The sequence below is a fragment of the Candidatus Thiodiazotropha sp. AKIB8 genome, assembly GCF_058244675.1.
In genome coordinates this window covers 405,870-427,630 of sequence record NZ_JBSYOO010000029.1, presented here as the reverse complement: position 1 = coordinate 427,630, position 21,761 = coordinate 405,870, and the positions used below count along the sequence as shown (strand labels likewise).

Below are 21,761 nucleotides of genomic sequence, written 5' to 3'. Positions count from 1 at the left end.
CCATGCAGACCGAGGAGATGCTTGAAGAGCAAGGTCGTGTAGTCGAGGTGGTTGGTGAAAAAATTTTGGTGGAAACGGAAGCCAGAAGCGGATGTTCACACTGCTCAAGTTCAAACTGTACAACTGCGGTTGTTGCGCGTCTTTTTGGTGTGCAGAGAAACAGATTGAAGCTAGCTAACACGATGCAGGCGAAAGCCGGTGATCAGGTGGTAATTGGTGTGCCTGGACGATTGATAGCAAGAGCCTCGGTGTTGGCCTATCTCGTCCCCTTGGTATTTATGCTGGCCGCAACATTGCTGGGCAGCGCTATTGGAATCGATGACGGCATGCAGACTCTTTTTGCACTGGCCGGTTTGCTGGTAGGGCTGGTGGGAGTTCGCTGGTATACAAAAACGGATCTTTCGCGGCAAGCATATGGACCTCAGCTACTGAAAGTAGTTGAAAATGGTTACAAGCATGTCGTATTCCCGAAACATTTGAGGAGTTAAACTGATGAATGAGGCAGTTATGCTGATTAGCGATGACGATCCTGTCCTGGAGACTGATTTTGCCCGGGAAATGGTGCGCCAGATGCGCGCAATCGACACTTATGGCACTTACGATGATTGGTCCATAGCCAAAATACTGGAGCCCTTTGTTCTGACAAAAGAGAAAAAGCGTGAGATTCCAGTTATTGGTGATCCGGATGAGATTACCATGGCAAGACTTAAAGCTTTTTATAATGCGATATCTGCCATGATCGAAAAAGAGTGCGGCTTGATGGCTGTACCACTGCTGAACCTTAGCCATGAAGGTTTTGGGCGGGCACTTATTACAGTGGGTAAATTAGTGGTCATGGACAAAACACTGCGTGATGTCCATAGGTTTGGTTTTGCATCTCTTTCAAAAATGAAAGATGAAGCAGACAAACTGTTATCAGTGGCATTAGAAATTATTGGTCAAAATCCTAAAGTTGCAGGGATGTAAGGAGTAGGCGATGACTGAAGAAGAGCTCAAAGCCATGCTCAAGGCGACCAAAAGAGCAAAGCGCATCGCGACTGAAAAAGCCGGTGAGCTTCACGACCTGGTGGAAGACCGCTTACCAGCGGCGTTTGAAGAGATCCCAGCGATAGCACAAGCAACATACGATGCTTGTCAGGCCTGGGCAGATGCTGTAGCCGCCTACAAGGCAGCTGAAGAAGAGATGAATTGAGGATAGTTTTATGTCGATGATTACAGGTTTGACACGAGGTGGTGAAGAGTACACGCCTGCCTTTGTTATGGATATCAATCAGCAGGACTGCATTGGTTGCGGTCGTTGTTTCAAGGTTTGTCCGCGTGAAGTGTTCGACCTTATTGAACGGGAAGATGTTGAAGAACTCCTGGACGATGATGATTATGATGACGACGATTATGGTGACGATGATGATGATGGTTTTTCAGATGATACCGCGATGGTAATGAGTCTGAAAAACAGCTTGGACTGTATTGGTTGCGGATCTTGTGCGCGTATCTGTCCTAAAAACTGTTTTACACATGAACCCCAGACTGCTGTTGCATGATCTGAATCAACGGCAGGAGTAGCAATATGCCTAAACCTAAAAAACATGTCTTTGTCTGTGTACAAGATCGCCCACTAGGGCACCCAAGACCCTCATGCAGCCAAAAAAAGTGCGCTGAGGTTGCTGAGGAGTTCTTCTGGCACTTACAGGAGCGTCAACTTTTTGATCAAGTACAGGTCACCACAACAAGTTGCCTGGGACCTTGTAGCGAAGGCCCTTCTGTACTTGTCTATCCTGAAGGCGTGATGTATGGCGGAGTATCAAAAGTTGATGTGGCAGCCATATATGATGAACACCTTCAGAATGACCAGCCAATAGAGCGGTTAAAAGTTGCTAAGGAGTTCTGGGATTGAATCAGAATTCGAGTGGATCAGGGCATCCGTCTAATGTAGTCCGACTTGTCGGAAATGAGGTTCATTTCGGTTTTGATATAGAGCCTGAAGCGGACGCTCAACTACAAAAAGCGGCATCCCTGATCTCCTCGAGAGAGGCTTCTTCAGAAGCACTGAAACATGCGGAACAGATTGCACCAGAACAGATCGAAGTACTCATCGCACGATATAAGTTTCATTTCTATCAAGGCGAGACTGAGATAGCAGAAAAACTGGCAATTATAGTTCTCAAGCTTGCGGCGGAGCAGGGTGGTTTTAACCAGGATTGGCATCAACTCCATCCACATACCACAGATTGGAATGATCCTCGTAAACCAGGCAGGTGTTACCTCTACAGTCTCAAGGCACTTGCCTTCATCCGCTTACGTCAAAACGACATAGAGGAAGCGCAATCGATCTTGAATGCACTTTCTCGTCTTGATCCTATGGACCAGGTTGGTGCAGATGTTATACGTGACCTTTTAGATGCTATTAATGAGGACGAAAACGATGGATGAGTCAGTCGCAGTTCGTTTTTACAAAATTGAGAAACTTGCTTTAACTGTACACAAACGCCTCTATGAAGAGGTTACAAAACTGGGTTTCTCAGAATCTGAAATCAGCTTGAAATCTCCACAGGAGGCAAGCTATCGCCTCGAACGAGATCCCTCTAATAGTGAGTTCAGTCTGGTTGGTGACTGGCTTAATGAGCAGGGTCATAAGCTTGGTACACTATTGTTTCATGCTGATGGTACCTTTTTTGTCGAACATGATATTGTCAAACCCCATCCTACAAAATCTGATTGGTTTGTAGAGGCGGTTAATGCGTGGGGAAAAGGTAGTGAAATAAGAGCAGAACCCAGGCTTCTGGCCGTACCTGAATAATTTTAACCATATTACAGATTAAGAAAAAAACTAATGGATCATCGGGTTATTCTATACCATAAGCAGGCTACTAGTGCGCGTACGAGATTCCTCATGTTTGAGGAGCAGACTGTTTGCGCATTTGAACCTTTACCCAATCTCTCTGCGGTTGTATCAACCCGACCCGATACGGTCTTCCACCCTGCAGCGATATTGAATGAGACTGAAAAAAGGTTGGGACTGGAAAAGGATACATTGGCATTTGAGAGCGAATATCGTCAAACCGTTGAGGTACCAGGCGAGAACATCGACATCCTGTTGGTGAATATAAACACCATGGATCCGCCCTTTGATATAGTAGAAAAATCGAATGCGAAATTCATAGATCTCACCCAGGCAAGAGGATTGCCAGGGATTGAACTTGAGTTGTTGCGTTCTGCCTATGAACTGATTCTTGGTGGTTAATAGCACTTGCTTTTAATTTGAATTGGCGATGAAATGTGGCTTTTCTAAGGTCATAGCATGTTTTACTATAGTGTCACTTAGGTAGAACGCTAATCGTTAGCATGAAAACGACCTCCAAAGTATTTATCTACGGTACTCTGAGAAAAGCCCAGGTCAATCATTACCTGCTCGCTAGTGCAACCTATGTTGGTCTATATAATACCCAACCCCATTACAAGATGTTTCATTTGAGAGGTTATCCTGGTGTTGTCAAAGGTGGCGGCACCTCAATTGAGGGTGAAATCTATCAAGTGGATGCACTGACGATGAAAAAGCTTGATCGTCTTGAAGGCTATCCTCATACCTACACAAGAGAACTCATACCATCACCCTGGGGTATGGTATGGATCTATCTCTATAGAGGCCGTGTGGAGGGAAGAACAACTATCTCAACTGGCGTTTGGTGTGATGAAATATATTGGCGCCGCTGGTCGAGATAGTTGTTACCCATTCACAATTGCACAAAGCAATCTGCTCATCATTCAGTATCACTTTTTTCAAATTTTGAAGTTGTGAGTTCTTCAGGCCAACAACCTGTAGGGGGGCCAAGATTCAACTTTGAATCTTCAAACCGTACCAGGTAAAGCACTCTATCTGGTGCCTCCTCCAAATGGCCAGTTTCAATAATTACACCTTTGGTACCAGGTTCGGCCAAAAGCGCATCCATAGGGATGTCAGGAATACCACCATCATTATAGATATGGCTTGCAGCAAAAATCATGTCGCCGGGGCTAAGTTGTTCGAGTGTCATCTCTTCTTCCATTGTCGTGTTTATTACCTAAGAGGGTTTTCGTGATTGTCGCCTATGTGACATACATTTTATGAATTTAAGTGGTAAATCCTTAAAAAACAATAAGTAAGCCATAATATAAAAGCATGGCACAGGCTTTGCACACTACTTAAAAACTAAAGATGCAAGAGACTTGCCACGGAGAAAACGACCATGCTCACACTTACCGAAAATGCTCAAAAGGCGATCAGCCGGTTCATTCAAGGTTCGGAAACCCCGGTAGGGGGCTTACGAATTTCAGTTACCGGAGGTGGTTGCTCTGGAATGCAATACGGCATGGCACTGGAAGAGAGTGCCAATGATGAAGACACCGTTATCGAGGTTGATCAACTGAAAATTTTTGTCGACCCTCTGAGCGCGCCAATGTTAAACGGAGTCACTGTAGACTTCCTCGACAGCATGGACGGAAGTGGCTTTAAATTCGAAAATCCAAACGCTACCAACAGTTGTGGTTGCGGCAACTCATTTTCCGCTTAATCATTCAGGAGTCAAAGATATGTGGGACTATTCAGAAAAGGTTCAAGAGCATTTCTTTAGCCCAAGAAATGCAGGTGCTGTTGAGAACGCAAACGCTGTTGGTGATGTTGGCTCTCTCTCTTGTGGAGATGCCTTGCGACTGACATTAGAGGTCGAGCCAGAAAGTGAGGTCATACTCAATGCCGGCTTCCAAACCTTTGGTTGCGGATCTGCCATTGCATCGAGTTCTGCCTTAACAGAGATCATTAAAGGCATGAATATTGATGACGCCCTGAATGTCAGCAATCAGGATATCGCTGACTATCTCGATGGCCTGCCACCGGAAAAAATGCACTGCTCTGTAATGGGGCGTGAGGCGCTACAGGCAGCGGTAGCCAACTATCGAGGTGAAGAGTGGAAAGATGACCATGAGGAAGGTGCTCTAATCTGTAAATGTTTCGCCATTGATGAAGTCATGATTGAAGATACCGTACGTGCCAATGGCCTGCGCACGGTAGAAGAGGTCACCAATTATACGAAAGCCGGTGGTGGCTGCTCTGCCTGCCATGAAGGTATAGAAGAGATATTGACTCGTATATTGGCCGAAAAAGGTGAAACCTTTGATCCGAATGCAGTAGCTGGTGAGATCAAAAAACCAAAATCCGGACTGACCAACCTGCAGCGCATGAAACGTATTGAAGAGCTGCTGGATGAGATTCGTCCCAACCTGCAACGCGATCATGGTGATGTAGAGCTGATCGAGGTTGATGGTAAATATATTTATGTAAAGATGACTGGTGCCTGTGCCGGTTGTCAGATGGCAGCCACCACACTGGGTGGTATACAACAGCATCTTGCAGAAGGTCTTGGTGAATTCATTCAAGTCCTACCTGCTGAAGAGTTGGCTCGCCGTGCAGCGATGGAGGGTTAATCATGGTTGAAGGAATCTATCTGGATAACAATGCCACAACTATGGTGGCTCCGGAAGTGGTGGAAGAGATGCTTCCATACTTCACCGAGCAGTTCGGCAACCCTTCATCTTTGCATCAGTTCGGTGACAAAGTGGGACGTGCATTGAAAAAGGCACGTAAGCAGGTACAGACTCTGCTGGGTGCTGAGCATGATTCAGAGATCATATTTACCTCTTGTGGTACTGAATCTGACTCAACGGCCATTCTTTCTGCACTCAGGGCACAACCTGATCGTAAAGAGATTATCACTACTGTTGTTGAACACCCCGCAGTTCTGACGCTCTGTGAGCATCTTGAGAAAGAGGGCTATACAGTTCACTATCTCAAGGTCGACAGCAAAGGACGCCTAAACATTAAAGAGTACTATAAGCTCCTCTCCGACAATGTAGCCATTGTTTCCGTGATGTGGGCCAATAATGAGAGTGGTACACTCTTCCCGGTTGAAGAGATGGCTGAGCTGGCGCGTCAAGCTGGCGTTCTGTTCCACACTGATGCGGTACAGGCGGTTGGTAAACTCCCTATCAACCTGAAAGATACTTGCATCGACATGCTTTCACTCTCAGGCCACAAACTACATGCACCTAAAGGAATTGGGGTGCTCTATCTGCGAAGGGGTGTGCGCTTTCGTCCTCTTCTCAGAGGTGGGCATCAGGAGAGAGGTCGTAGGGCAGGTACAGAAAATGCCGCCTCTATTGTTGCGTTGGGTAAGGCCTGCGAGATGGCAATGGAAGCGATGGAGTATGAAAAATCCTTCGTTAAAGCCATGCGCGATCGTCTCGAGCAGGGAATCCTGGAGAAGGTCAGCCACTGTTTTGTAACCGGTGACCCAAATAACCGCCTGCCCAATACCTGTAATATCGCTTTCGAGTATATCGAGGGTGAAGCAATCCTGTTACTTCTGAATAAACTGGGTATAGCCGCTTCAAGCGGATCGGCCTGTACCTCAGGTTCATTGGAGCCATCTCACGTAATGAGAGCAATGGATATTCCATTTACCGCCGCCCATGGATCAACTCGCTTTTCCCTCTCTCGATATAACTCTATGGAAGAGGTTGAGCGTGTTATTGAAGCGGTGCCGCCTATTATTGATCAACTGCGTAAGCTATCGCCTTATTGGAGTGGTAATGGCCCAGTGGAAGAACCTGAAAAGGCATTTGCACCGAACTACGCTTGATTCTCAAAACTGTTTTCTCCTCTCCGTTCTTTTAACCGCAGCTTTGCTGCGGTTTTTTTTTGTGAGACTATTATCGAGTATTGCAGAAAAAAGATTTACAGAAGATTGCTTGCCAGTAATTAGGTATCTTCAAAGATAGCCTTAGAAGACGAATTTGAGTGGAGATTTGATATGTCACCAGTGTATGAAGCCCGCCGAAAATTTCTTTTGGATAGCACAGCTGCCGCCTCAGGACTCATACTTGGCAGTTTTTGTAGCATTGGAAGGGCAGATTCAACAGCACATTTGGGAAGGGTAGTTGGACCAGGGAAAGGTAAAAATCCAACAAATGGTGATGATCTCTATTTTATCGGCATCTATGATCTGGATGATGCGGATGGAAAAGTGAGGACGATAAATAATATCGATTTTTTTGGTCACGGCATCACCCCTCATCCTCTAGATGCCCGGCGAGCTGTCGTTTTTGAGAAACATGGCAAAGGATGCTGCGAAATTGACCTAAATGAAGCACGGATGATACGTAGAATCGAGACTACTGCCGAACGCCAGTTCTATGGACATGGTGCTTTCAGCCCCGATGGGCAACTTTTATATGCAGCTGAGACAGTGGTTACTGATGGGAGTATGCGTGGTGTTGTTGCCGTACGCGATGGAAAAAGTTTCGAACTGCTTGGTGATTTCCCGAGCTATGGTTTGGCGCCACACGATTGCCATCTCATTGATGATGGAGAGACACTGGTATTCAGTAATGGGGGAGGTTCAATAGGAACGAAAGATTATGCCTCAGTCACTTATGTGGGCGCAAAAGACCGTAAACTTAAACGCCGGGTTAGCGTCAGTGATCCAGGGTTAAATGCCGGTCATATTGCGATTAGTAGTTCAGGTAAGCTTGCCCTCGTCTCGGCTCCTAGAGATGGCATTAAAAAACAGAGCATCGATTGGCGGGGTAATATCAGCTTTTACGACCCTCAAAAAGATCAGTTGCGAGTGGCGAATGCACCTATTCGATCAAAGATGGTTGGAGAAACATTAAGTGTCGCTATTCACGAGCCAAGTATGGTTGTTGGTGCAACCAATCCAACAGGTGATTTAGTGACTTTTTGGGACTTCGATACCGGTGAATTAGTGAAAGCGATTCATGGTCGATATCGCTCTCCCAGGGGAATCTCTTTAACTTTGGATCAACGCTATTTTGTGCTGACATATGATAAGTCAACCCATCTGATCCTGTTGGATGCAGAGACATTTGAGCCTGTTGAATCCAGCTATTTACCAATCTCTTATATGGCTGGCTCACATAACCTGGTTTACGCAGCTGTGTAGGTGCTATTTTTCACGAGCCCTGTCATAAATAATATGACATCTATCGAACAACCAACTCAGCAATTAACTTATCCCGAAAAACAACTTCAGAACCATTCGATGGGTCGAGTATAAAAACACCATATCCATTGGTGAAGATGATCTTGCCATCACTCGAGAGGTTATATGAAGCCACATTGGATGCAAGAATCTGTTCTTCGCCATTTTTAGTTCGCTTTATCAGCTGCCAAGACTTAGGCACCAAAGAACGGACACCATTCACTGCGTTCTCTCGTTTTAATGCATTTTCAGCATTGATTCGTTTACCCTTGATGAGTAACTCTTTCAGGTCGGCCTCTACTTTAGGGCCTGATGCACTTGTCAATGGTTTTCGTGAGTACATCAACGAAAAGAAGTTCAGGTAGTGGAAGAGGGCACGTAGCAGACGAAATGGAAACAATAAAAAATCCAGCAGTAAATTGCCACCACTATATCGGGGTGGTTCGTAAGGGCGTCTTATAAATAAGAGATCACCCGCTGTAGTCACCTTGGGCTGTAAATAATCTGTGTTTTCATCTTCACGAACAGTTGTTAATTCTCCCTTTTGCAGATCGAGCATCTGTATACTTGATGGGCCTAAAGCTACTATGTAGCCTTCGTCATTTCTGGCAACACCGCATGACTGGAATACTATTCGGTCAGGATCATCCGGAATCCAGGCCGATGCAGAATCCAAGGTGTCTCCCCCTGTGACCTCCTGATAATTGCTCCTGTCAGTCTCCATTAAGGCAATGTTGGAAGTGCCATTACTGCTCTGCTGGGTGCAGAGCAGGCGATTGCCAAATCGATCGATTCTCAAGTCAGCAAGCAGCAGTTTTTGTTGGTGAACAAGGCGTTTTTCCTCACCGCTCTCTAAATTGTACTCAAATAGTCCACCTACCTTGTCATCACTCAAAAAATAGAGAATATTTCCATTCTGAGTAAACTCAACCGAGGTGGATTTCAGCATTTGTGAATCTGCGGGCAGATTGGATCTGTCACTTATAAACGAGGACTCGAATGCAGTACCTTCTTTCCAACTGTGACGCTTACGTGAACGCTCCATGCGATCCATAACGTTCTGGATATACGGGCTTTGTAATTCAAGCAACTCTTGATTCCCATCCTTAAGAAACATCTTACCTCGAGAGATGAAAACCAGGCATTGATCTGTGAATGAACCCTTGCAGGTGGTGGGAGATAACTCCTGCTGACTTTTGCCGATCATCTCGCTATTTGCATTAGATGGCCTTAAAAGAAAATATATAGCAATAGCAACGATTCCTAGAATGACAATTATGTGCATTCGCTTTCTCCATTAATAAAATAACTAATAACAATAATTTACAGCATTATTATGATAAAAATTCTAGATTTCTATATCTCTAATCACGTTCTGTTCTTTATAGTCCTGCTCATTTCATTTAATGCATACTGATACGAATTAAAATTCATATAGCTCTTCTTCATGCCAAAACGGAATGCCAATTTATAGGACTGTATTGCAGCTTATGTGGGTGACAGCAAGCTGCAATACTTGAACACTAGCTGCTTTTTACTGGCACTCAGTTTTAGCCTTGTTTTTAAGGTATTTGATTAAATCCTCTCCTTCAAAAGCTGTGCAGTTTCCAAGTGCTCTCTCAGAGGTATAACGCTGCTTGCATGAGTCTAATACAACCTGCTTATTGTCATCACTGAGTTGGATATACTCAATTGCTTTCCACTCTTCGCACTGCTCTTTTGAGAGGGATACATTTGAAAAATCATTGGCAATACTGGAAGTAGTAACAAACAAAGTGCCTAGAATAAGAATAAATAATCTATTCATTTATTTTCCTTTAATTATCAATAATACAATAAGTTATATAACTAATTTTATGTAAATAATAGGTTATTGTCAGGTAGCACTACTCCTTGGAAATTGTGTAGTACTGAAATTGATGGCTGGATTTACTGAAATGGGGGATGCGTTAATGGCTGTTATCAAATGGTTTCTAGAATAGAGAACCTTGCTGAACTCAAACAAACTGCCTGTTAGGTTGTTCACTTGTTCCTGATTACCTCATATCCATTTAATATAATCCTTACCTGCTTCTATCTTACCGTCCAACTAATACCTCTATAAAATTTGGTAATCTATTTCATCTGAGATTTAGTGAAGAGAGTGGATCCATTCTATTCGAGCTATATCCTTATCATTGTTTTCTGACTGAGTGGGTTCGGTTTTAATATCCTATCTGCACCTATATCATTACAAAATAGTTGCACTCCTCACTATTGTCTCGGGCTGATCCTAAAAATCTTTAGTGCCAAAACTGAAAGTAGCCTGTGTAGAACCATTTGTCGGTTACTCTATGTCCAAGGCATCATTGTCACATTCCCTACAATTCACTCAACTGCTACATACACTAAAACAGCCGCACCATTATAACTAGTTAATAAATAACATAAAAATATCATGGCACAGTGATTGCTTTTACTCCTGTTAACAAGGAGACAGTCATGCAACACAAGCCAACTACTGCCACTATCAACGACACAACCTTGAGGGATGGGGAGCAATCTGCCGGGGTCTCTTTTACCCTGCACGAGAAGCTAGCCATTGCCAGATCATTGGATGAGTTGGGTGTGCCTGAGTTAGAGGTAGGGATTCCTGCCATGGGCGAAGCGGAGCGTGATGCGATACGTGCAGTTGCTGCTACTGTCGAGAACGCACGTTTGATGGTCTGGGGTCGCATGCACAGCGAGGATATCAAACATTGTCGTGACCTGGGTGTACAGATGGTTGATCTCTCCATGCCTGTCTCCGATCAGCAGATCAGTAAAAAGCTGGGTCGCTCCCGTGAATGGGTACTCGAGCAGATTGCACCTTGTGTAAGTGAAGCTCTTAATCTTGGCCTGGAAGTCTGTGTAGGTGGTGAAGACGCTTCACGAGCAGATCCAGAGTTTCTTTGGCAAGTTGTTGAGATCGCAGAACAGGCCGGGGCCCGCCGTTTTCGCTTTGCAGATACGGTAGGCATCATGGAACCCTTCCAGGTATATGAGGCAATCCGTGATTTAAGAGCCATTTCTGATATTGAGATCGAGATGCACGCTCATGATGATCTCGGTCTGGCAACTGCCAATACCCTTGCAGCTATTCGTGGTGGTGCAACACATGCCAACACAACCGTACATGGACTTGGTGAGCGGGCAGGCAATGCGCCACTTGAAGAGGTGGTAATGGGATTGCGTCGCTTCCATGATCAAGGTCATGAGATCGATATGACTCGATATTCTTCTCTTTCTGAACTGGTTGAATCTGCCTCTGGCCGGAATGTCGGTTGGCAGAAGAGTCTGGTTGGGGCAGGTGTCTTCACCCATGAGGCGGGTATTCATGTTGATGGTCTGATGAAAGACAGACTCAACTACCAGGGTGTTGATCCCGCTGACTTGGGTCGAGATCATCAATTTGTATTGGGTAAACACTCAGGCAGTCATGCAGTGATCCAGGCCTATGCCGATATGGGTATGGCTCTGAATCGTGAGCAGGCTGAATCGTTGCTGATGAGAGTTCGACTTCATGCCATGCAGAATAAACGACCACCAGCGTCTCATGATTTGCGACGCTTTTATCTCGAAATTAACACGGAGTCTCAGGAATGGATTCGTCAATGATGAACAGTGAGGTCATCGCTGAAGTAGAGAGATCCACCAAGCCAAAATCAGTGTGGCAGATGGTGGGTGAAGATATAAGTTGTGTATTTGAGCGAGATCCTGCGGCACGCACTCGAATCGAGATCATGACCACCTATCCGGGGGTCCACGCTATCATGCTCTACCGCATGGCCAATCGACTGTGGGGTAGAGGTTGGCGTTATCTGCCGCGACTGATCTCTTATATTGGACGAATCTGGACCAGTATCGATATTCATCCTGGTGCAACCATCGGACACCGTTTCTTCATTGATCATGGCGCTGGTGTGGTAATCGGTGAAACCGCTGTGGTCGGCAACGATGTAACACTTTATCACGGTGTCACACTTGGTGGCGTTTCCTGGAACAAGGGTAAACGACATCCAACCTTAGGGGATCGTGTCGTGGTTGGGGCAGGCGCCAAAATACTTGGTCCTATCGAAATTGGTGAAGAGGTCAGGGTAGGTGCCAATTCAGTTGTTGTTTCAGAGGTGCCTGCAAATAAGACTGTGGTCGGTATACCCGCCAAAGTAGTTCAATCGAATCGTTCCAGCGATGACCATGGCATCGACCTGAATCATCACTTAATTCCTGATCCGGTGGCTGAGGCCATTAACTGTCTACTGGAACGCATACGTATTTTAGAGGGAGAAGTCGGAGTCTATGGGTGCTTGCCAGGTGGTGAGAAACCTGAGGATGAATGCCGACAATGCGATGCCAAACTGGTTTGCGAACCCGCTAAACCTGAAACTGCAGTAACGGAGTATCAGTAATGACTGTGGATCTTCTCGAATTTGATAGTGAGGACCTCTATTTCGATGAAGCCTTGAACGATGAGGCAAAAGCGTGCCTGGAAGGCGCGGCAGAGAATTATGGTGACGCAAAAGCTGAAACTGAGCTGCTCAGGGCCTATTTTCTGGAACCAGAGCATCCCATGATTCTTGTTGCCCTCTATCGCTATTTCTACTATCAGCATCGCTTGGAAGATGCGTTGATTGTAGCAAAAAGAGTCTTGGTAGTGATTGCCAAACGTTTAGAGTTACCAGCAGATTGGCGTGATCTTTCAGAAGGCCGGTTGGGTAGTGGTGTAATGATCTCAATGACACTGATACGCTTCTACATGTTGGCTCTCAAAGGAGCTGGATATCTGGAGCTAAGATTGGGCAACTATGATTCTGCCCTGGAGCGTCTGGAAAAGGTAGCAGAACTCGATTCCAAGGATCGCCTTGGTGCTCAAGCTTTGCTGGAAGTTGTGCGTAAGGCGCTAGACAATCAACCCGACACTGCGTCGGCGTAATATTAATTACAGGAGCGGAAATATGAGTGACAGTGAATTTGATCTGGATATGGATGAACTCAGCAGTGCTGAGGATTTCCTTGAATATTTCAATATTGATTTTGATGCTTCGGTTGTTCATGTCAATCGTTTGCACATATTGCAACGGTTTCATGACTATCTGGATGGGGTTGAACAACTGCCTGAGAGCGATGTTGAAAAGTATGAGCTATATGCAGGCATGCTTAAAAGCGCTTACAGTGACTTTGTTGAATCAAATGCTTTGACCGAGAAAGTTTTTAAAGTTTTCCATATGCACGAACCGGTTACTGTAAAAGTTCCGCTTATGGATCTTAGCCAGCAGGTAGATAGTTTTGCGTCCAAAGTATGAATATGGTGAAGCAGTCCGAGTCGTTCGGAATCTGCGCAATGATGGCACCTATCCTGGAGAAGCCACTGGACGGCTGTTAGTCCGCCGGGGAAGTGTCGGTTATGTGCGTGATGTAGGTACATTCCTGCAGGATCAATTGATCTATCACGTGGATTTTATTGATCAAAACCGACGCGTTGGTTGCCGGGAACAGGAGTTGCAGCTCGAAAGTGATCCCTGGATCCCAACAAAATTCGAATTCAGGGATAAGATCACACCTAAAATACCTCTTGGTTTAAAAGGTGAAATAATTGCCCAACCGGGCGATGAGGGTGAGATCGAAAAGAGTTTAAAGGATTATCCTGATGGGCCGGCTTATCATGCCCGCTTCAACGGCAGGACACTACTGGTGCCCGAAACCGCACTGGAATTCCTACATCCCGAAATTGAGGAGGATGCATGAATTTGGCTGAAAAAAATACAGATAGTTCGCCAGTATTCAACTATCACATGCTGCGTAATGCATTGAGCAAGTATCAAAAGAACTCGTCTCAACTAGATCCAACAGAAAGTAAAGCTGTTTACAATAGCGCAACTAAAAGTTTTGATCTTGAATCTTTAGTCATCTCTTCAAATGAAGCAGAGGGGCTGATTATTTCAGACCAACAACTTGAAAAATCAGTCCAGGAAGTCGCATCAAGATATGAATCTCAGGCAGATTTTGAAGCAGACCTGGAAAGCAACGGACTTGATGTGGATGGTTTACGAAGCGCCCTCTATAGAGAGCTGCTGTTTGACAGTGTTATGCATTTGGTTGCTTCTCGAGGTGCAGATATAAATGAGCTTGATATTAACCTCTTTTATGAGATGCATCATGATCGCTTTCAGACTCCAGAAACTCGTGTAGCGAGGCACATCCTCATAACAATCAATCCGGATTACCCCGAAAATACTCGTGAAGCAGCATATGGTCGCATGGAAGAGTTGATTCAAAAGCTTGCAGGGCGGGTCAATCGCTTTGATCAGTTTGCCAGGCGATACTCTGAGTGCCCAACTGCCATGGAAGGGGGGAAGCTGGGGGAAATCTCAAGGGGACAGCTGTATGAGTCCTTGGATGCAGAACTATTCAATATGCAAGAGGATGAAATCAGCCCCATTATCGAATCTGATATGGGCTTGCACATTCTCTACTGCGAAAAGATCAAACAGGCTAAACGGGTGCCATTATCCAAGGCAGCACCTCGAATACGGGAAATTTTAATTGAGCGTCAACGTCGAAATTGTCAAAAGGCTTGGCTGAATAGTCTACAACAGAATCATCAAGCCTGATTACCAAAGTGGAATTCAATGACTGATAGCAAGAAACACTGTTCGTTCTGTGGTGAAGAGCAGACACCGGAAATCCCTCTGATTGCAGGGATCGAAGGTCACATTTGCGAGGAGTGTGTACGCTTGGCTGCACAAGTAGTGGCCAGTTGGGGCAGAAGACGCTCTGCAAGTAAGCCTTTCGAAAACATGCTCAAACCGACTCAACTCAAAGAGCAGTTGGATCGTTATGTTGTTGGACAGGAGTTGGCAAAAGAGACTCTCGCTGTTGCTGTTTATAATCACTATAAGCGGTTGAGTATGGAAAATAGTGACATGCACATGCCGGTCAATGGTGATCAGGATGTGGAGATAGAGAAGTCGAATATTCTTTTACTGGGACCATCAGGTACTGGTAAAACCTTGTTGGCAAGCACCTTGGCACGAATTGTCGGTGTTCCCTTCGTTATTGCTGATGCAACGACCCTCACTCAGGCTGGATATGTGGGGGAAGATGTCGAAAGTATAATTGTTCGCCTGCTGGACAGTGCTGATGGCAATAAAGAACTGGCTGAAGGGGGCATAATATATATCGATGAAATTGATAAACTTGCGCGTTCCAGCGAATCATCCCATGGCACACGGGATGTATCTGGAGAGGGTGTACAACAAGCACTATTGAAACTCGTTGAAGGCACCCGGGTAAAGCTGGGACAAAAAGGGCGGAAAGATAGTGCCGATGATGTTTTTGTTGATACACGGAATATATTGTTTATCGCTGGTGGCGCATTCTCTGGTCTGGAACGCTTGCTCGAGAAGCGGATGAATAAGGATAAGGGTGGCATCGGATTTCATGTCGATCCCAGCGATTCGAATGAGGCTTATGATCAATTACGGCTGTTTGAGGAGGTACAATCAGAAGATTTGCGTCACTTCGGCCTGATCCCTGAATTTATTGGTCGTTTTCCTGTAATTACAGCTTTACATAACCTCGATGAGAATGCATTGGTACAGATATTGACCGAACCAAGAAATGCATTGAAGCGCCAATATCAGAGACTGTTTGAATTTGAAGGCGTGAAACTCGATTTTTCTGATGAAGCACTAATAGCCATTGCCAGGCAGGCTCTGGAGCGTGGAACAGGTGCAAGAGGGCTGCGTGGTGTAATGGAAGGGTTGTTACGAAAGGTTATGTATGAAATGCCATCAATTCAGGGAGCAAAACATTGTCAGGTGGAAGAAAAAAACGTCAATCAGGAGATACCCGTAGCTATTTCATGTGAAAAAGAGACAAAAAACCTCCAGACAGGTTAATCCTATCTCTTCAACTGAAGGTCTCCTTTCCTGGAAGCAGATCTCTCAAATCTAAGCTTCTGCCTCTAGTGGGCCGCGCAGCCCACTAGGCAAGCCTCAGACCGACATCTTGCCGCCAATCTGAATCCTAATCAGTGGTTTTACAGTATATAAACTGTGCACTATCATCAAATATGACTCATTAATAAAACAATTCGATGACTGGTGCCATAAACCTTTGAATAGGAATACCTAATGTATATTCAACCCGGTATCGGTATAACTCTCTCTCTGTTGCCATTTTTAGCATTTTCTCAGTCGATAACAAAAGTCGATGTGTTACCTGTCGAAGGGTGGGAAGAGGTTAGTTTCAAAGGCAATACAACTTATAGCGCCAGTAAAGATAGTAAGGGACAACCTAGTCTGGTTGCGATCAGCAGAGGCACTGCATCTGCGTTGGCAAAGCGGATCAGGATTAATCTGGACGAGACGCCTTATTTAAACTGGCGCTGGCGAATTCAGCACATTTTAGATAAACCGGATGAACAGAGTAAAGGAGGGGATGACTATCCAGCCAGGATATATGTGGTTAAAGAGGGCGGTTGGGCGCCGTGGAGAACGCGTTCATTGAATTATGTCTGGTCAAGCAGTCAGGCTGTAGGGACTGTTTGGCCTAGCGCATATACTGATCAATCAATGATGGTTTCAGTAAACTCAGGTGACAGTGAGGCCGGTCAGTGGCAATCAGAGCGACGCAATATAAAGAAGGATTTCAAAGCATATTTTGGTGAGGATATTACAGAGATTGATGTGGTTGCAATCATGACCGATACAGATAATACCGATTCCACAGCAACTGCTTGGTATAGTGATATCTATTTCTCATCGAAATAATCAACGTCAGAACAGTGCCACGACAATGAGGAGTATTATATCCATTAGACTACTCAGCTTTATAGACGATCGTGTCTGGATGAAAGGTATACCAGGCAAACCAAAAATCTAAAAGCCCCTCTCCCTTTACGGGAGAGGGGTTGGGGAGAGGGTGTACGCGAAGCGTTTCATGTGGTTGAAAGAGAAAAACTGTATTGATCGTTCATATTTATCTTGCTGATTGTTGGGGAAAATAGGGTGTTCATTCTCCCCCCCCCACCAATTTAAGATGCTGATGACTGGTAAGTTTTTTCTAGCTGTGACCCTCTGCTTTACATGGAGAGTTTTGGTAGTTGCGCGAATACCCGGTTTCATCTGACAAAACCAGTGTCTCTGGATATTGCCTTTGCCAGTCCATCCAACTATACCCAATATACGATCATCAGGGCTGAGAAAATCGGCATCTTCAGCTGAAACGAATTCTGGTTGATCGATTGCAAGTATACCATCACGGGGCGGACCGCCAGGAAAGACCTCTGATGCATTAATTAATGAATCAGACAGGTCAAAACCATCGTCAGGCAGAGACATGAATAGAGTGAGAGAGGATAATGCCCCCCGTTGAATCGATAAGTTCAATATGGAGGTCACTATCTGAGGCCTGCTTTTCGATTCAGACGTTGCAAACGATGTGTTCGGGCGTGACAGTCCGGTAGTTGAAGGCAGTAATAGTGTGCTGCTCCAATATCTTTGCTGATATGCTCATGATATTTTGCCAGTCGCTCTATTGCATGGGGGCAACCGGCTTTTGCCAACTCTTTCCAGAGGGTATTAGCGCTATTCCAGTCCCCATTTTTTTGTAAGAGATGAGCAAGAAGTCTTTTACTCTGTTCATCAAGCTCTGATTTTCTGCCCCTTAATAGTTCGCAAGCCATAACAGTATCGTGGTCTGCCATCCAACGCGCCAATCCATATAAATCAGTCCCGTAGTGTTCAGGGTTTTCAATTGCATTGGCAAGTTGAGTATGGGCTGCGACCAGAGAAACAATATCACTCTGGTTATGATCTACAACTCTAATCAGGTTTTCACAACGACCTTGTTGCAGATAGTCAAACCAGGCTGCTGGAGCCTCTGAGCCAGGCAGATCATCGAAACGTCTATAACCCAAAAGCCGATTTTCCAAGCTGGTCAGGCGACAATCAGGCCAACTGCTACGAAAAAGCCGTCTTGTAGGGTGTAGCAGATCAAGGTGGGGAAGCTGAGCGAAAAGGTGTTTTTGCGATTGCATGCGGTAACGACTGATTAGCAATGGCAAGTCATAGCTTTTACCGTTGTAGCTGACCAGGCGTTGATCGCTCTGAAAGGATTCTGCAAAGCGGACAAGCATGTCAGATTCACTCGAAAAACGAGTGATCAACAACTGTGTCAGTTGAATAGCCGATAGTTCAAGTCGAGCAAATCCAATCAGAAAAGCGAGCGTTCCACTACCGCCGGAAAGTCCAGTGGTTTCTGTATCGATATAGACGTTTGTTAATTTGTAATCATCGTCACCAGGTAACTGCGGATGGGACTTTAATGTACTCAGTTTGATGCGACCAAGCATTGATGACAAAGGAACTCTTTTGCGAATTATTATTAACCCGTCAGCAATCAACTCACCTCGCAAACGTTTTGCGAGTGTCACTTCTGAAGTTCTGAGGTTTTTTGAAGGCAAGTGTCGTCTGCCAACTCTGTGAGCTATTTTTAAAGGTTTATGCTGGTCAGACAGGAGAGGAGAGACATTGTGTCCCCCCGCCTGTGTCTGTAGTTTGTTCAGTTTGGATTTAAGGTTCATAGCTGGAGAGCAACCGTAGCAGTAATAGTGCCGACTGCTTGGGTGATTCAACTTGTGCTTCATCCCCAGGCAGGATCGGACCGATACATCCTGGGCATCCCTGAACACAATCACAGGACTCAATCAACGCTCTGGCATCAGTCACAATTGTCGACCGCAGACGATATAGCGGAGAAGTAATACCAATACCGCCCGGATAGTTGTCATAAAGGAATAGGGTTGGTGTAAATTGTGCTAATTTTGCGGGATCAAGGTTTTTTCCTGAGTCATCACTGAGTTGTCCTCGGCCACTATTCTCTAAAGTTGCGTGCCATCGCGCATCACCATCCCCAACTGCACGTCCGATATCGCGACTCTCTGAGAGCATACGCATTGTCGCGATGATATGCATCGCGTAACCCGCACCTAAAAAACCCTCCAGTGCCGTCTGTCGTGTCTCAAAGGCTTCATCTAAGGCCCTTGGATTGACCTGCCACCAGACTGCAGTGGTGTGCATCTCCTGGTCGGGTAGATCTATCTTTCCGTAACCTATGTTTTCATGGGTGTAATAGCGGATCTTTTTATAGCCGGCAACGCGGGTGACTAAATGAACCTCCCCCTGTGTAACACTGAAGCGATCCGTCTCCTCTGAGTCGAAACTTTCCAGAATCTTTAGCCGTGTGTAGTCTATTGCATCAGTGTAATAGTCGGCTCGAGTTTGGGTGACAAATGCTTTGCGACCCTCCCAATCCAATTTTTCCACTTGATAAGGCATCGACTGAATCATATAGATGGCACCTTCGTATAGTGTCATCGGAGCAGAGTTATAATCGACTTCAGCAATCACCCGTTTTTCACCGGCTGTTGTATCGATCACAACAAAATTACCCTCGGCGACCGAACGAAGACTGACATTGTTGGCTGGATAGCTGTCGGTCATCCAGTGCCATTGGTTCTCTTCTCGATAGAGAACGCCATGCTCCTCCAGATAAGCAAGCATTTCAGATAAATCCTGATTTCCGAATGACTCTCCCTGCTTGAATGGCAGTTCAAAGGCAGCACAGCGTATGTGATCAAGCAGAATGAGTAGTTGATCAGGATCTATTCGGGCCTGTTCGGGGGATGCCCCGAGAAAAAACTCCGGATTTCGGATGATATATTGATCCAGAGCTAAACTACTGGCGACCAATACACCAATTGCGGTTCGCTGTCGTCGACCAGCTCGACCCAGGCGCTGCCAAGTGCCAGCTATGGACCCCGGGTAACCATTGAGGATGGAGAGATCCAATGATCCGATATCCACGCCCAATTCAAGGGCGGAGGTAGAAACCACGCAATCGATCTCTCCCCGGCGAAGGCGCTTTTCCATTGACCTGCGTTCGGTAGGTAGATAACCACCACGATAGGCTATAACCCGGGCAGGATATCTTGGGTCGTGATCAAAGGTATCCTTCAGATATTTGGTCAGCACCTCGACCATCAGTCTGGATTGTGCGAAAACGATACTTTGCAGACCATTTTTTACAGCCATTTTGGCGATGCGGGTAGTCTGTGATCTGGCCGAAGCACGAATACCTAAATCTGGATTGATCACAGGCGGATTCCAAAGCAGCAAGTGCCGGGCACCCTGTGGAGCGCCACTCTCAGTGATGGCTTTGACCTGCTGCTGGATCAATTCTCTGGCCAATTCTGCTGGATTTGCAATGGTCGCGGAACAGAGTATGAACTGGGGGGTTGAGCCATAGAAATTACATATTCTTTGAAGACGGCGCATAAGGTTTGCCACATGGGAACCAAATACTCCTCGGTAGGTATGCATCTCATCGATAACCACAAACCGCAGGTTCTCGAAAAACTTCGCCCATTTCGTGTGGTGGGGCAATATGCCCTGATGCAGCATGTCGGGGTTTGAAACCACAATATCCCCTCGAGATCTAACAGCTTTACGAGCATCACCAGGGGTGTCGCCATCGAATGTAAAAGCGCGAATACCAAGGGATGCCGCTCTGTTTATTTCGTTCAGTTCAGCGACCTGGTCCTGGGCCAATGCCTTGGTGGGAAAAAGGTAGAGCGACTTAGTCTGATTAACCAGGGCTGCTTGGATAACCGGTAGGTTATAGCAGAGGGTTTTACCCGAAGCGGTGGGGGTCACCACTACGGTATGCTGCCCGGCAAGGACACTGCTCCATGCCGCTGCCTGATGGGAATAGAGTTGTTCGATACCTCGTCCCAATAGAGCCGCAGCTAACCGAGGGTCTAGTTCAGCAGGTAGAGGAGCATAACACCCGGATTTTGCCGGGATGGTCAATTCGCCTGTGATCTGGCCAGCGTACCGTTTACGCAGCTGATCAGCGAATTGATCAGCGATATGTGGCACCTCAGTTGAGCGCGAAGGGTATAGTGACTCGGCTGGTCTGTTCATCGGGACTGTTCTCCAACTGTTCTCTAGTCTAGAATAGAGAACAACTGGAGAACAAATCAAGTCTGAAAATGAATTTAACTCGAAGACAGCAACAGATTTACGATATTCTGCGCTCTGATTCCGATCTTTTAGAGCTGCCTCCTACCTATGAAGAACTCTGCACTCGGTTAGGCCTTAGCTCACGGGGGTCTCTGCATAAGCACATCAAAGCGTTGATTGATGCGGGGCTGATAGAGCCCATGGCAGGCAGGCAAAGAGGGATTCGTTTGTCAGAGTCAGCGAGAGCGGAAGAGGGCATCCCACTTCTCGGGAGCATTGCCGCCGGTCGTCCCATCGAGGCAATCACTCAGTCTGAAATGATGAGAGTTCCAGAAGATATGCTAAACAGCAAACCTAGCTATGTTTTGCAGGTTTCCGGGGCCTCTATGATCGATGAAGGTATATTTGATGGTGACTATGTTGTTATTGAGAGCTCTGATACCGCAAGCAATGGCGATATCGTGGTCGCATTGATAAATGGCGAGGAGGTCACTTTAAAGCGCATCGAACAGCTGCCAGGCAAAGTAATTCTTTATCCGGCAAATTCCAATATGTCTGAGATGGTGTTTGAACCTGATGAAGTTCAGATACAGGGAATCTTAATAGGTTTATTAAGATATTACAGATAACTAACAGATTAATAAGATATTAATAAATTTTATTTGTTCGCGTGTAACTGAAA

At 45.7% G+C, this 21,761-nt stretch carries 28 protein-coding genes; 22 read left to right on the top strand and 6 right to left on the bottom strand.

The window, feature by feature from the left end; all coding sequences use genetic code 11:
• The first annotated feature begins 2 nt into the window (after positions 1 to 2).
• The 9 genes from AC4IFB_RS08445 (at position 3) to AC4IFB_RS08405 (ending at position 3,720) form a co-directional block, all read left to right on the top strand.
• Complete coding sequence (locus AC4IFB_RS08445) at positions 3 to 488, top strand: SoxR reducing system RseC family protein (RefSeq protein WP_490777207.1); 486 nt, start codon at positions 3 to 5, stop codon at positions 486 to 488.
• A gap of 4 nt (positions 489 to 492) precedes the next feature.
• Positions 493 to 966, top strand: a complete 474-nt coding sequence (locus AC4IFB_RS08440; protein ID WP_490777208.1) for a NifX-associated nitrogen fixation protein — start codon at positions 493 to 495, stop codon at positions 964 to 966.
• 10 nt (positions 967 to 976) lie between these two features.
• A complete protein-coding gene (locus AC4IFB_RS08435; RefSeq protein WP_490777209.1) occupies positions 977 to 1,192 on the top strand; it encodes a CCE_0567 family metalloprotein in 216 nt (71 codons plus the stop codon).
• Between the two features lie 10 nt (positions 1,193 to 1,202).
• Positions 1,203 to 1,541: a ferredoxin III, nif-specific gene (fdxB, locus tag AC4IFB_RS08430; protein ID WP_490777210.1), complete on the top strand. Its 339-nt coding sequence runs from the start codon at positions 1,203 to 1,205 to the stop codon at positions 1,539 to 1,541.
• Between the two features lie 26 nt (positions 1,542 to 1,567).
• Complete coding sequence (locus AC4IFB_RS08425; RefSeq protein ID WP_490777211.1) at positions 1,568 to 1,894, top strand: (2Fe-2S) ferredoxin domain-containing protein; 327 nt, start codon at positions 1,568 to 1,570, stop codon at positions 1,892 to 1,894.
• Positions 1,891 to 2,430: a hypothetical protein gene (locus tag AC4IFB_RS08420; RefSeq protein ID WP_490779929.1), complete on the top strand. Its 540-nt coding sequence runs from the start codon at positions 1,891 to 1,893 to the stop codon at positions 2,428 to 2,430. The genes AC4IFB_RS08425 and AC4IFB_RS08420 overlap by 4 nt, the downstream gene beginning before the upstream one ends.
• Positions 2,423 to 2,797, top strand: a complete 375-nt coding sequence (locus AC4IFB_RS08415; RefSeq protein ID WP_490777213.1) for a hypothetical protein — start codon at positions 2,423 to 2,425, stop codon at positions 2,795 to 2,797. The genes AC4IFB_RS08420 and AC4IFB_RS08415 overlap by 8 nt, the downstream gene beginning before the upstream one ends.
• A gap of 93 nt (positions 2,798 to 2,890) precedes the next feature.
• Positions 2,891 to 3,241 carry a hypothetical protein gene (locus AC4IFB_RS08410; RefSeq protein WP_490779928.1) on the top strand — a complete coding sequence of 117 codons (351 nt, stop codon included), beginning with the start codon at positions 2,891 to 2,893 and terminating at the stop codon, positions 3,239 to 3,241.
• Between the two features lie 101 nt (positions 3,242 to 3,342).
• Complete coding sequence (locus AC4IFB_RS08405; RefSeq protein ID WP_490779927.1) at positions 3,343 to 3,720, top strand: gamma-glutamylcyclotransferase family protein; 378 nt, start codon at positions 3,343 to 3,345, stop codon at positions 3,718 to 3,720.
• A 38-nt stretch (positions 3,721 to 3,758) separates the two neighbouring features.
• On the opposite strand, the gene AC4IFB_RS08400 is transcribed toward AC4IFB_RS08405, so the two are convergent.
• Positions 3,759 to 4,043, bottom strand: a complete 285-nt coding sequence (locus AC4IFB_RS08400) for a nitrogen fixation protein NifZ (protein WP_490777216.1) — start codon at positions 4,041 to 4,043, stop codon at positions 3,759 to 3,761.
• 180 nt (positions 4,044 to 4,223) lie between these two features.
• On the opposite strand from AC4IFB_RS08400, the gene AC4IFB_RS08395 reads away from it, so the two are divergent.
• The 4 genes from AC4IFB_RS08395 to AC4IFB_RS08380 all read left to right on the top strand — a co-directional run bounded on the left by AC4IFB_RS08395 (position 4,224) and on the right by AC4IFB_RS08380 (position 7,994).
• Complete coding sequence (locus tag AC4IFB_RS08395; RefSeq protein ID WP_490777217.1) at positions 4,224 to 4,547, top strand: HesB/IscA family protein; 324 nt, start codon at positions 4,224 to 4,226, stop codon at positions 4,545 to 4,547.
• Positions 4,548 to 4,566: 19 nt separating this feature from the next.
• Complete coding sequence (gene nifU, locus AC4IFB_RS08390) at positions 4,567 to 5,457, top strand: Fe-S cluster assembly protein NifU (RefSeq protein ID WP_490777218.1); 891 nt, start codon at positions 4,567 to 4,569, stop codon at positions 5,455 to 5,457.
• Positions 5,458 to 5,459: 2 nt separating this feature from the next.
• On the top strand, positions 5,460 to 6,671 hold the full coding sequence (gene nifS / locus AC4IFB_RS08385; RefSeq protein ID WP_490779926.1) for a cysteine desulfurase NifS: 1,212 nt from the start codon (positions 5,460 to 5,462) through the stop codon (positions 6,669 to 6,671).
• A 171-nt stretch (positions 6,672 to 6,842) separates the two neighbouring features.
• Positions 6,843 to 7,994, top strand: coding sequence for a DUF1513 domain-containing protein (locus tag AC4IFB_RS08380; RefSeq protein WP_490779925.1), 1,152 nt, complete (start codon positions 6,843 to 6,845; stop codon positions 7,992 to 7,994).
• A gap of 40 nt (positions 7,995 to 8,034) precedes the next feature.
• Here AC4IFB_RS08380 and AC4IFB_RS08375 read toward each other — a convergent pair whose 3' ends face one another.
• Both AC4IFB_RS08375 and AC4IFB_RS08370 read right to left on the bottom strand, forming a co-directional pair.
• Positions 8,035 to 9,318: a TolB-like translocation protein gene (locus tag AC4IFB_RS08375; protein WP_490779924.1), complete on the bottom strand. Its 1,284-nt coding sequence runs from the start codon at positions 9,316 to 9,318 to the stop codon at positions 8,035 to 8,037.
• A 249-nt stretch (positions 9,319 to 9,567) separates the two neighbouring features.
• Positions 9,568 to 9,840, bottom strand: coding sequence for a hypothetical protein (locus AC4IFB_RS08370; protein ID WP_490777222.1), 273 nt, complete (start codon positions 9,838 to 9,840; stop codon positions 9,568 to 9,570).
• A 674-nt stretch (positions 9,841 to 10,514) separates the two neighbouring features.
• Here AC4IFB_RS08370 and nifV point away from each other — a divergent pair.
• From nifV to AC4IFB_RS08330, 8 genes are all read left to right on the top strand, one after another.
• The gene (nifV, locus tag AC4IFB_RS08365) at positions 10,515 to 11,669 is read left to right on the top strand and encodes a homocitrate synthase (protein WP_490777223.1); all 1,155 of its coding nucleotides are present in this window, start codon (positions 10,515 to 10,517) and stop codon (positions 11,667 to 11,669) included.
• Positions 11,654 to 12,460: a serine O-acetyltransferase gene (cysE, locus tag AC4IFB_RS08360; protein ID WP_490777224.1), complete on the top strand. Its 807-nt coding sequence runs from the start codon at positions 11,654 to 11,656 to the stop codon at positions 12,458 to 12,460. Before nifV ends, cysE begins: the two co-directional genes overlap by 16 nt.
• Positions 12,460 to 12,984 (top strand): hypothetical protein, encoded by a 525-nt coding sequence (locus AC4IFB_RS08355; RefSeq protein ID WP_490779923.1) that lies wholly within the window; start codon positions 12,460 to 12,462, stop codon positions 12,982 to 12,984. The genes cysE and AC4IFB_RS08355 overlap by 1 nt, the downstream gene beginning before the upstream one ends.
• A 22-nt stretch (positions 12,985 to 13,006) precedes the next feature.
• Positions 13,007 to 13,354 (top strand): nitrogenase-stabilizing/protective protein NifW, encoded by a 348-nt coding sequence (gene nifW / locus AC4IFB_RS08350; RefSeq protein ID WP_490777226.1) that lies wholly within the window; start codon positions 13,007 to 13,009, stop codon positions 13,352 to 13,354.
• Entirely contained in the window at positions 13,338 to 13,796 is a 459-nt protein-coding gene (locus tag AC4IFB_RS08345; RefSeq protein WP_490777227.1) for a nitrogen fixation protein NifZ, read from the top strand. Before nifW ends, AC4IFB_RS08345 begins: the two co-directional genes overlap by 17 nt.
• Positions 13,793 to 14,662: a nitrogen fixation protein NifM gene (gene nifM, locus AC4IFB_RS08340; RefSeq protein ID WP_490779922.1), complete on the top strand. Its 870-nt coding sequence runs from the start codon at positions 13,793 to 13,795 to the stop codon at positions 14,660 to 14,662. The genes AC4IFB_RS08345 and nifM overlap by 4 nt, the downstream gene beginning before the upstream one ends.
• 18 nt (positions 14,663 to 14,680) lie before the next feature.
• The gene (gene clpX / locus AC4IFB_RS08335; RefSeq protein ID WP_490777229.1) at positions 14,681 to 15,952 is read left to right on the top strand and encodes an ATP-dependent Clp protease ATP-binding subunit ClpX; all 1,272 of its coding nucleotides are present in this window, start codon (positions 14,681 to 14,683) and stop codon (positions 15,950 to 15,952) included.
• 234 nt (positions 15,953 to 16,186) lie between these two features.
• Positions 16,187 to 16,825 carry a DUF3047 domain-containing protein gene (locus AC4IFB_RS08330; protein WP_490777230.1) on the top strand — a complete coding sequence of 213 codons (639 nt, stop codon included), beginning with the start codon at positions 16,187 to 16,189 and terminating at the stop codon, positions 16,823 to 16,825.
• Positions 16,826 to 16,951: 126 nt separating this feature from the next.
• Here the strand turns inward: AC4IFB_RS08330 and AC4IFB_RS08325 are convergent, their stop codons facing one another.
• The 3 genes from AC4IFB_RS08325 to AC4IFB_RS08315 all read right to left on the bottom strand — a co-directional run bounded on the left by AC4IFB_RS08325 (position 16,952) and on the right by AC4IFB_RS08315 (position 21,040).
• Positions 16,952 to 17,455, bottom strand: a complete 504-nt coding sequence (locus tag AC4IFB_RS08325) for a hypothetical protein (protein WP_490779921.1) — start codon at positions 17,453 to 17,455, stop codon at positions 16,952 to 16,954.
• Positions 17,455 to 18,408 carry a ribonuclease H-like domain-containing protein gene (locus AC4IFB_RS08320; protein ID WP_490779953.1) on the bottom strand — a complete coding sequence of 318 codons (954 nt, stop codon included), beginning with the start codon at positions 18,406 to 18,408 and terminating at the stop codon, positions 17,455 to 17,457. Before AC4IFB_RS08320 ends, AC4IFB_RS08325 begins: the two co-directional genes overlap by 1 nt.
• Before the next feature lie 220 nt (positions 18,409 to 18,628).
• On the bottom strand, positions 18,629 to 21,040 hold the full coding sequence (locus AC4IFB_RS08315; RefSeq protein ID WP_490777233.1) for a DEAD/DEAH box helicase: 2,412 nt from the start codon (positions 21,038 to 21,040) through the stop codon (positions 18,629 to 18,631).
• Between the two features lie 68 nt (positions 21,041 to 21,108).
• On the opposite strand from AC4IFB_RS08315, the gene lexA reads away from it, so the two are divergent.
• Complete coding sequence (gene lexA / locus AC4IFB_RS08310; protein WP_490779920.1) at positions 21,109 to 21,708, top strand: transcriptional repressor LexA; 600 nt, start codon at positions 21,109 to 21,111, stop codon at positions 21,706 to 21,708.
• Positions 21,709 to 21,761: the final 53 nt, after the last annotated feature.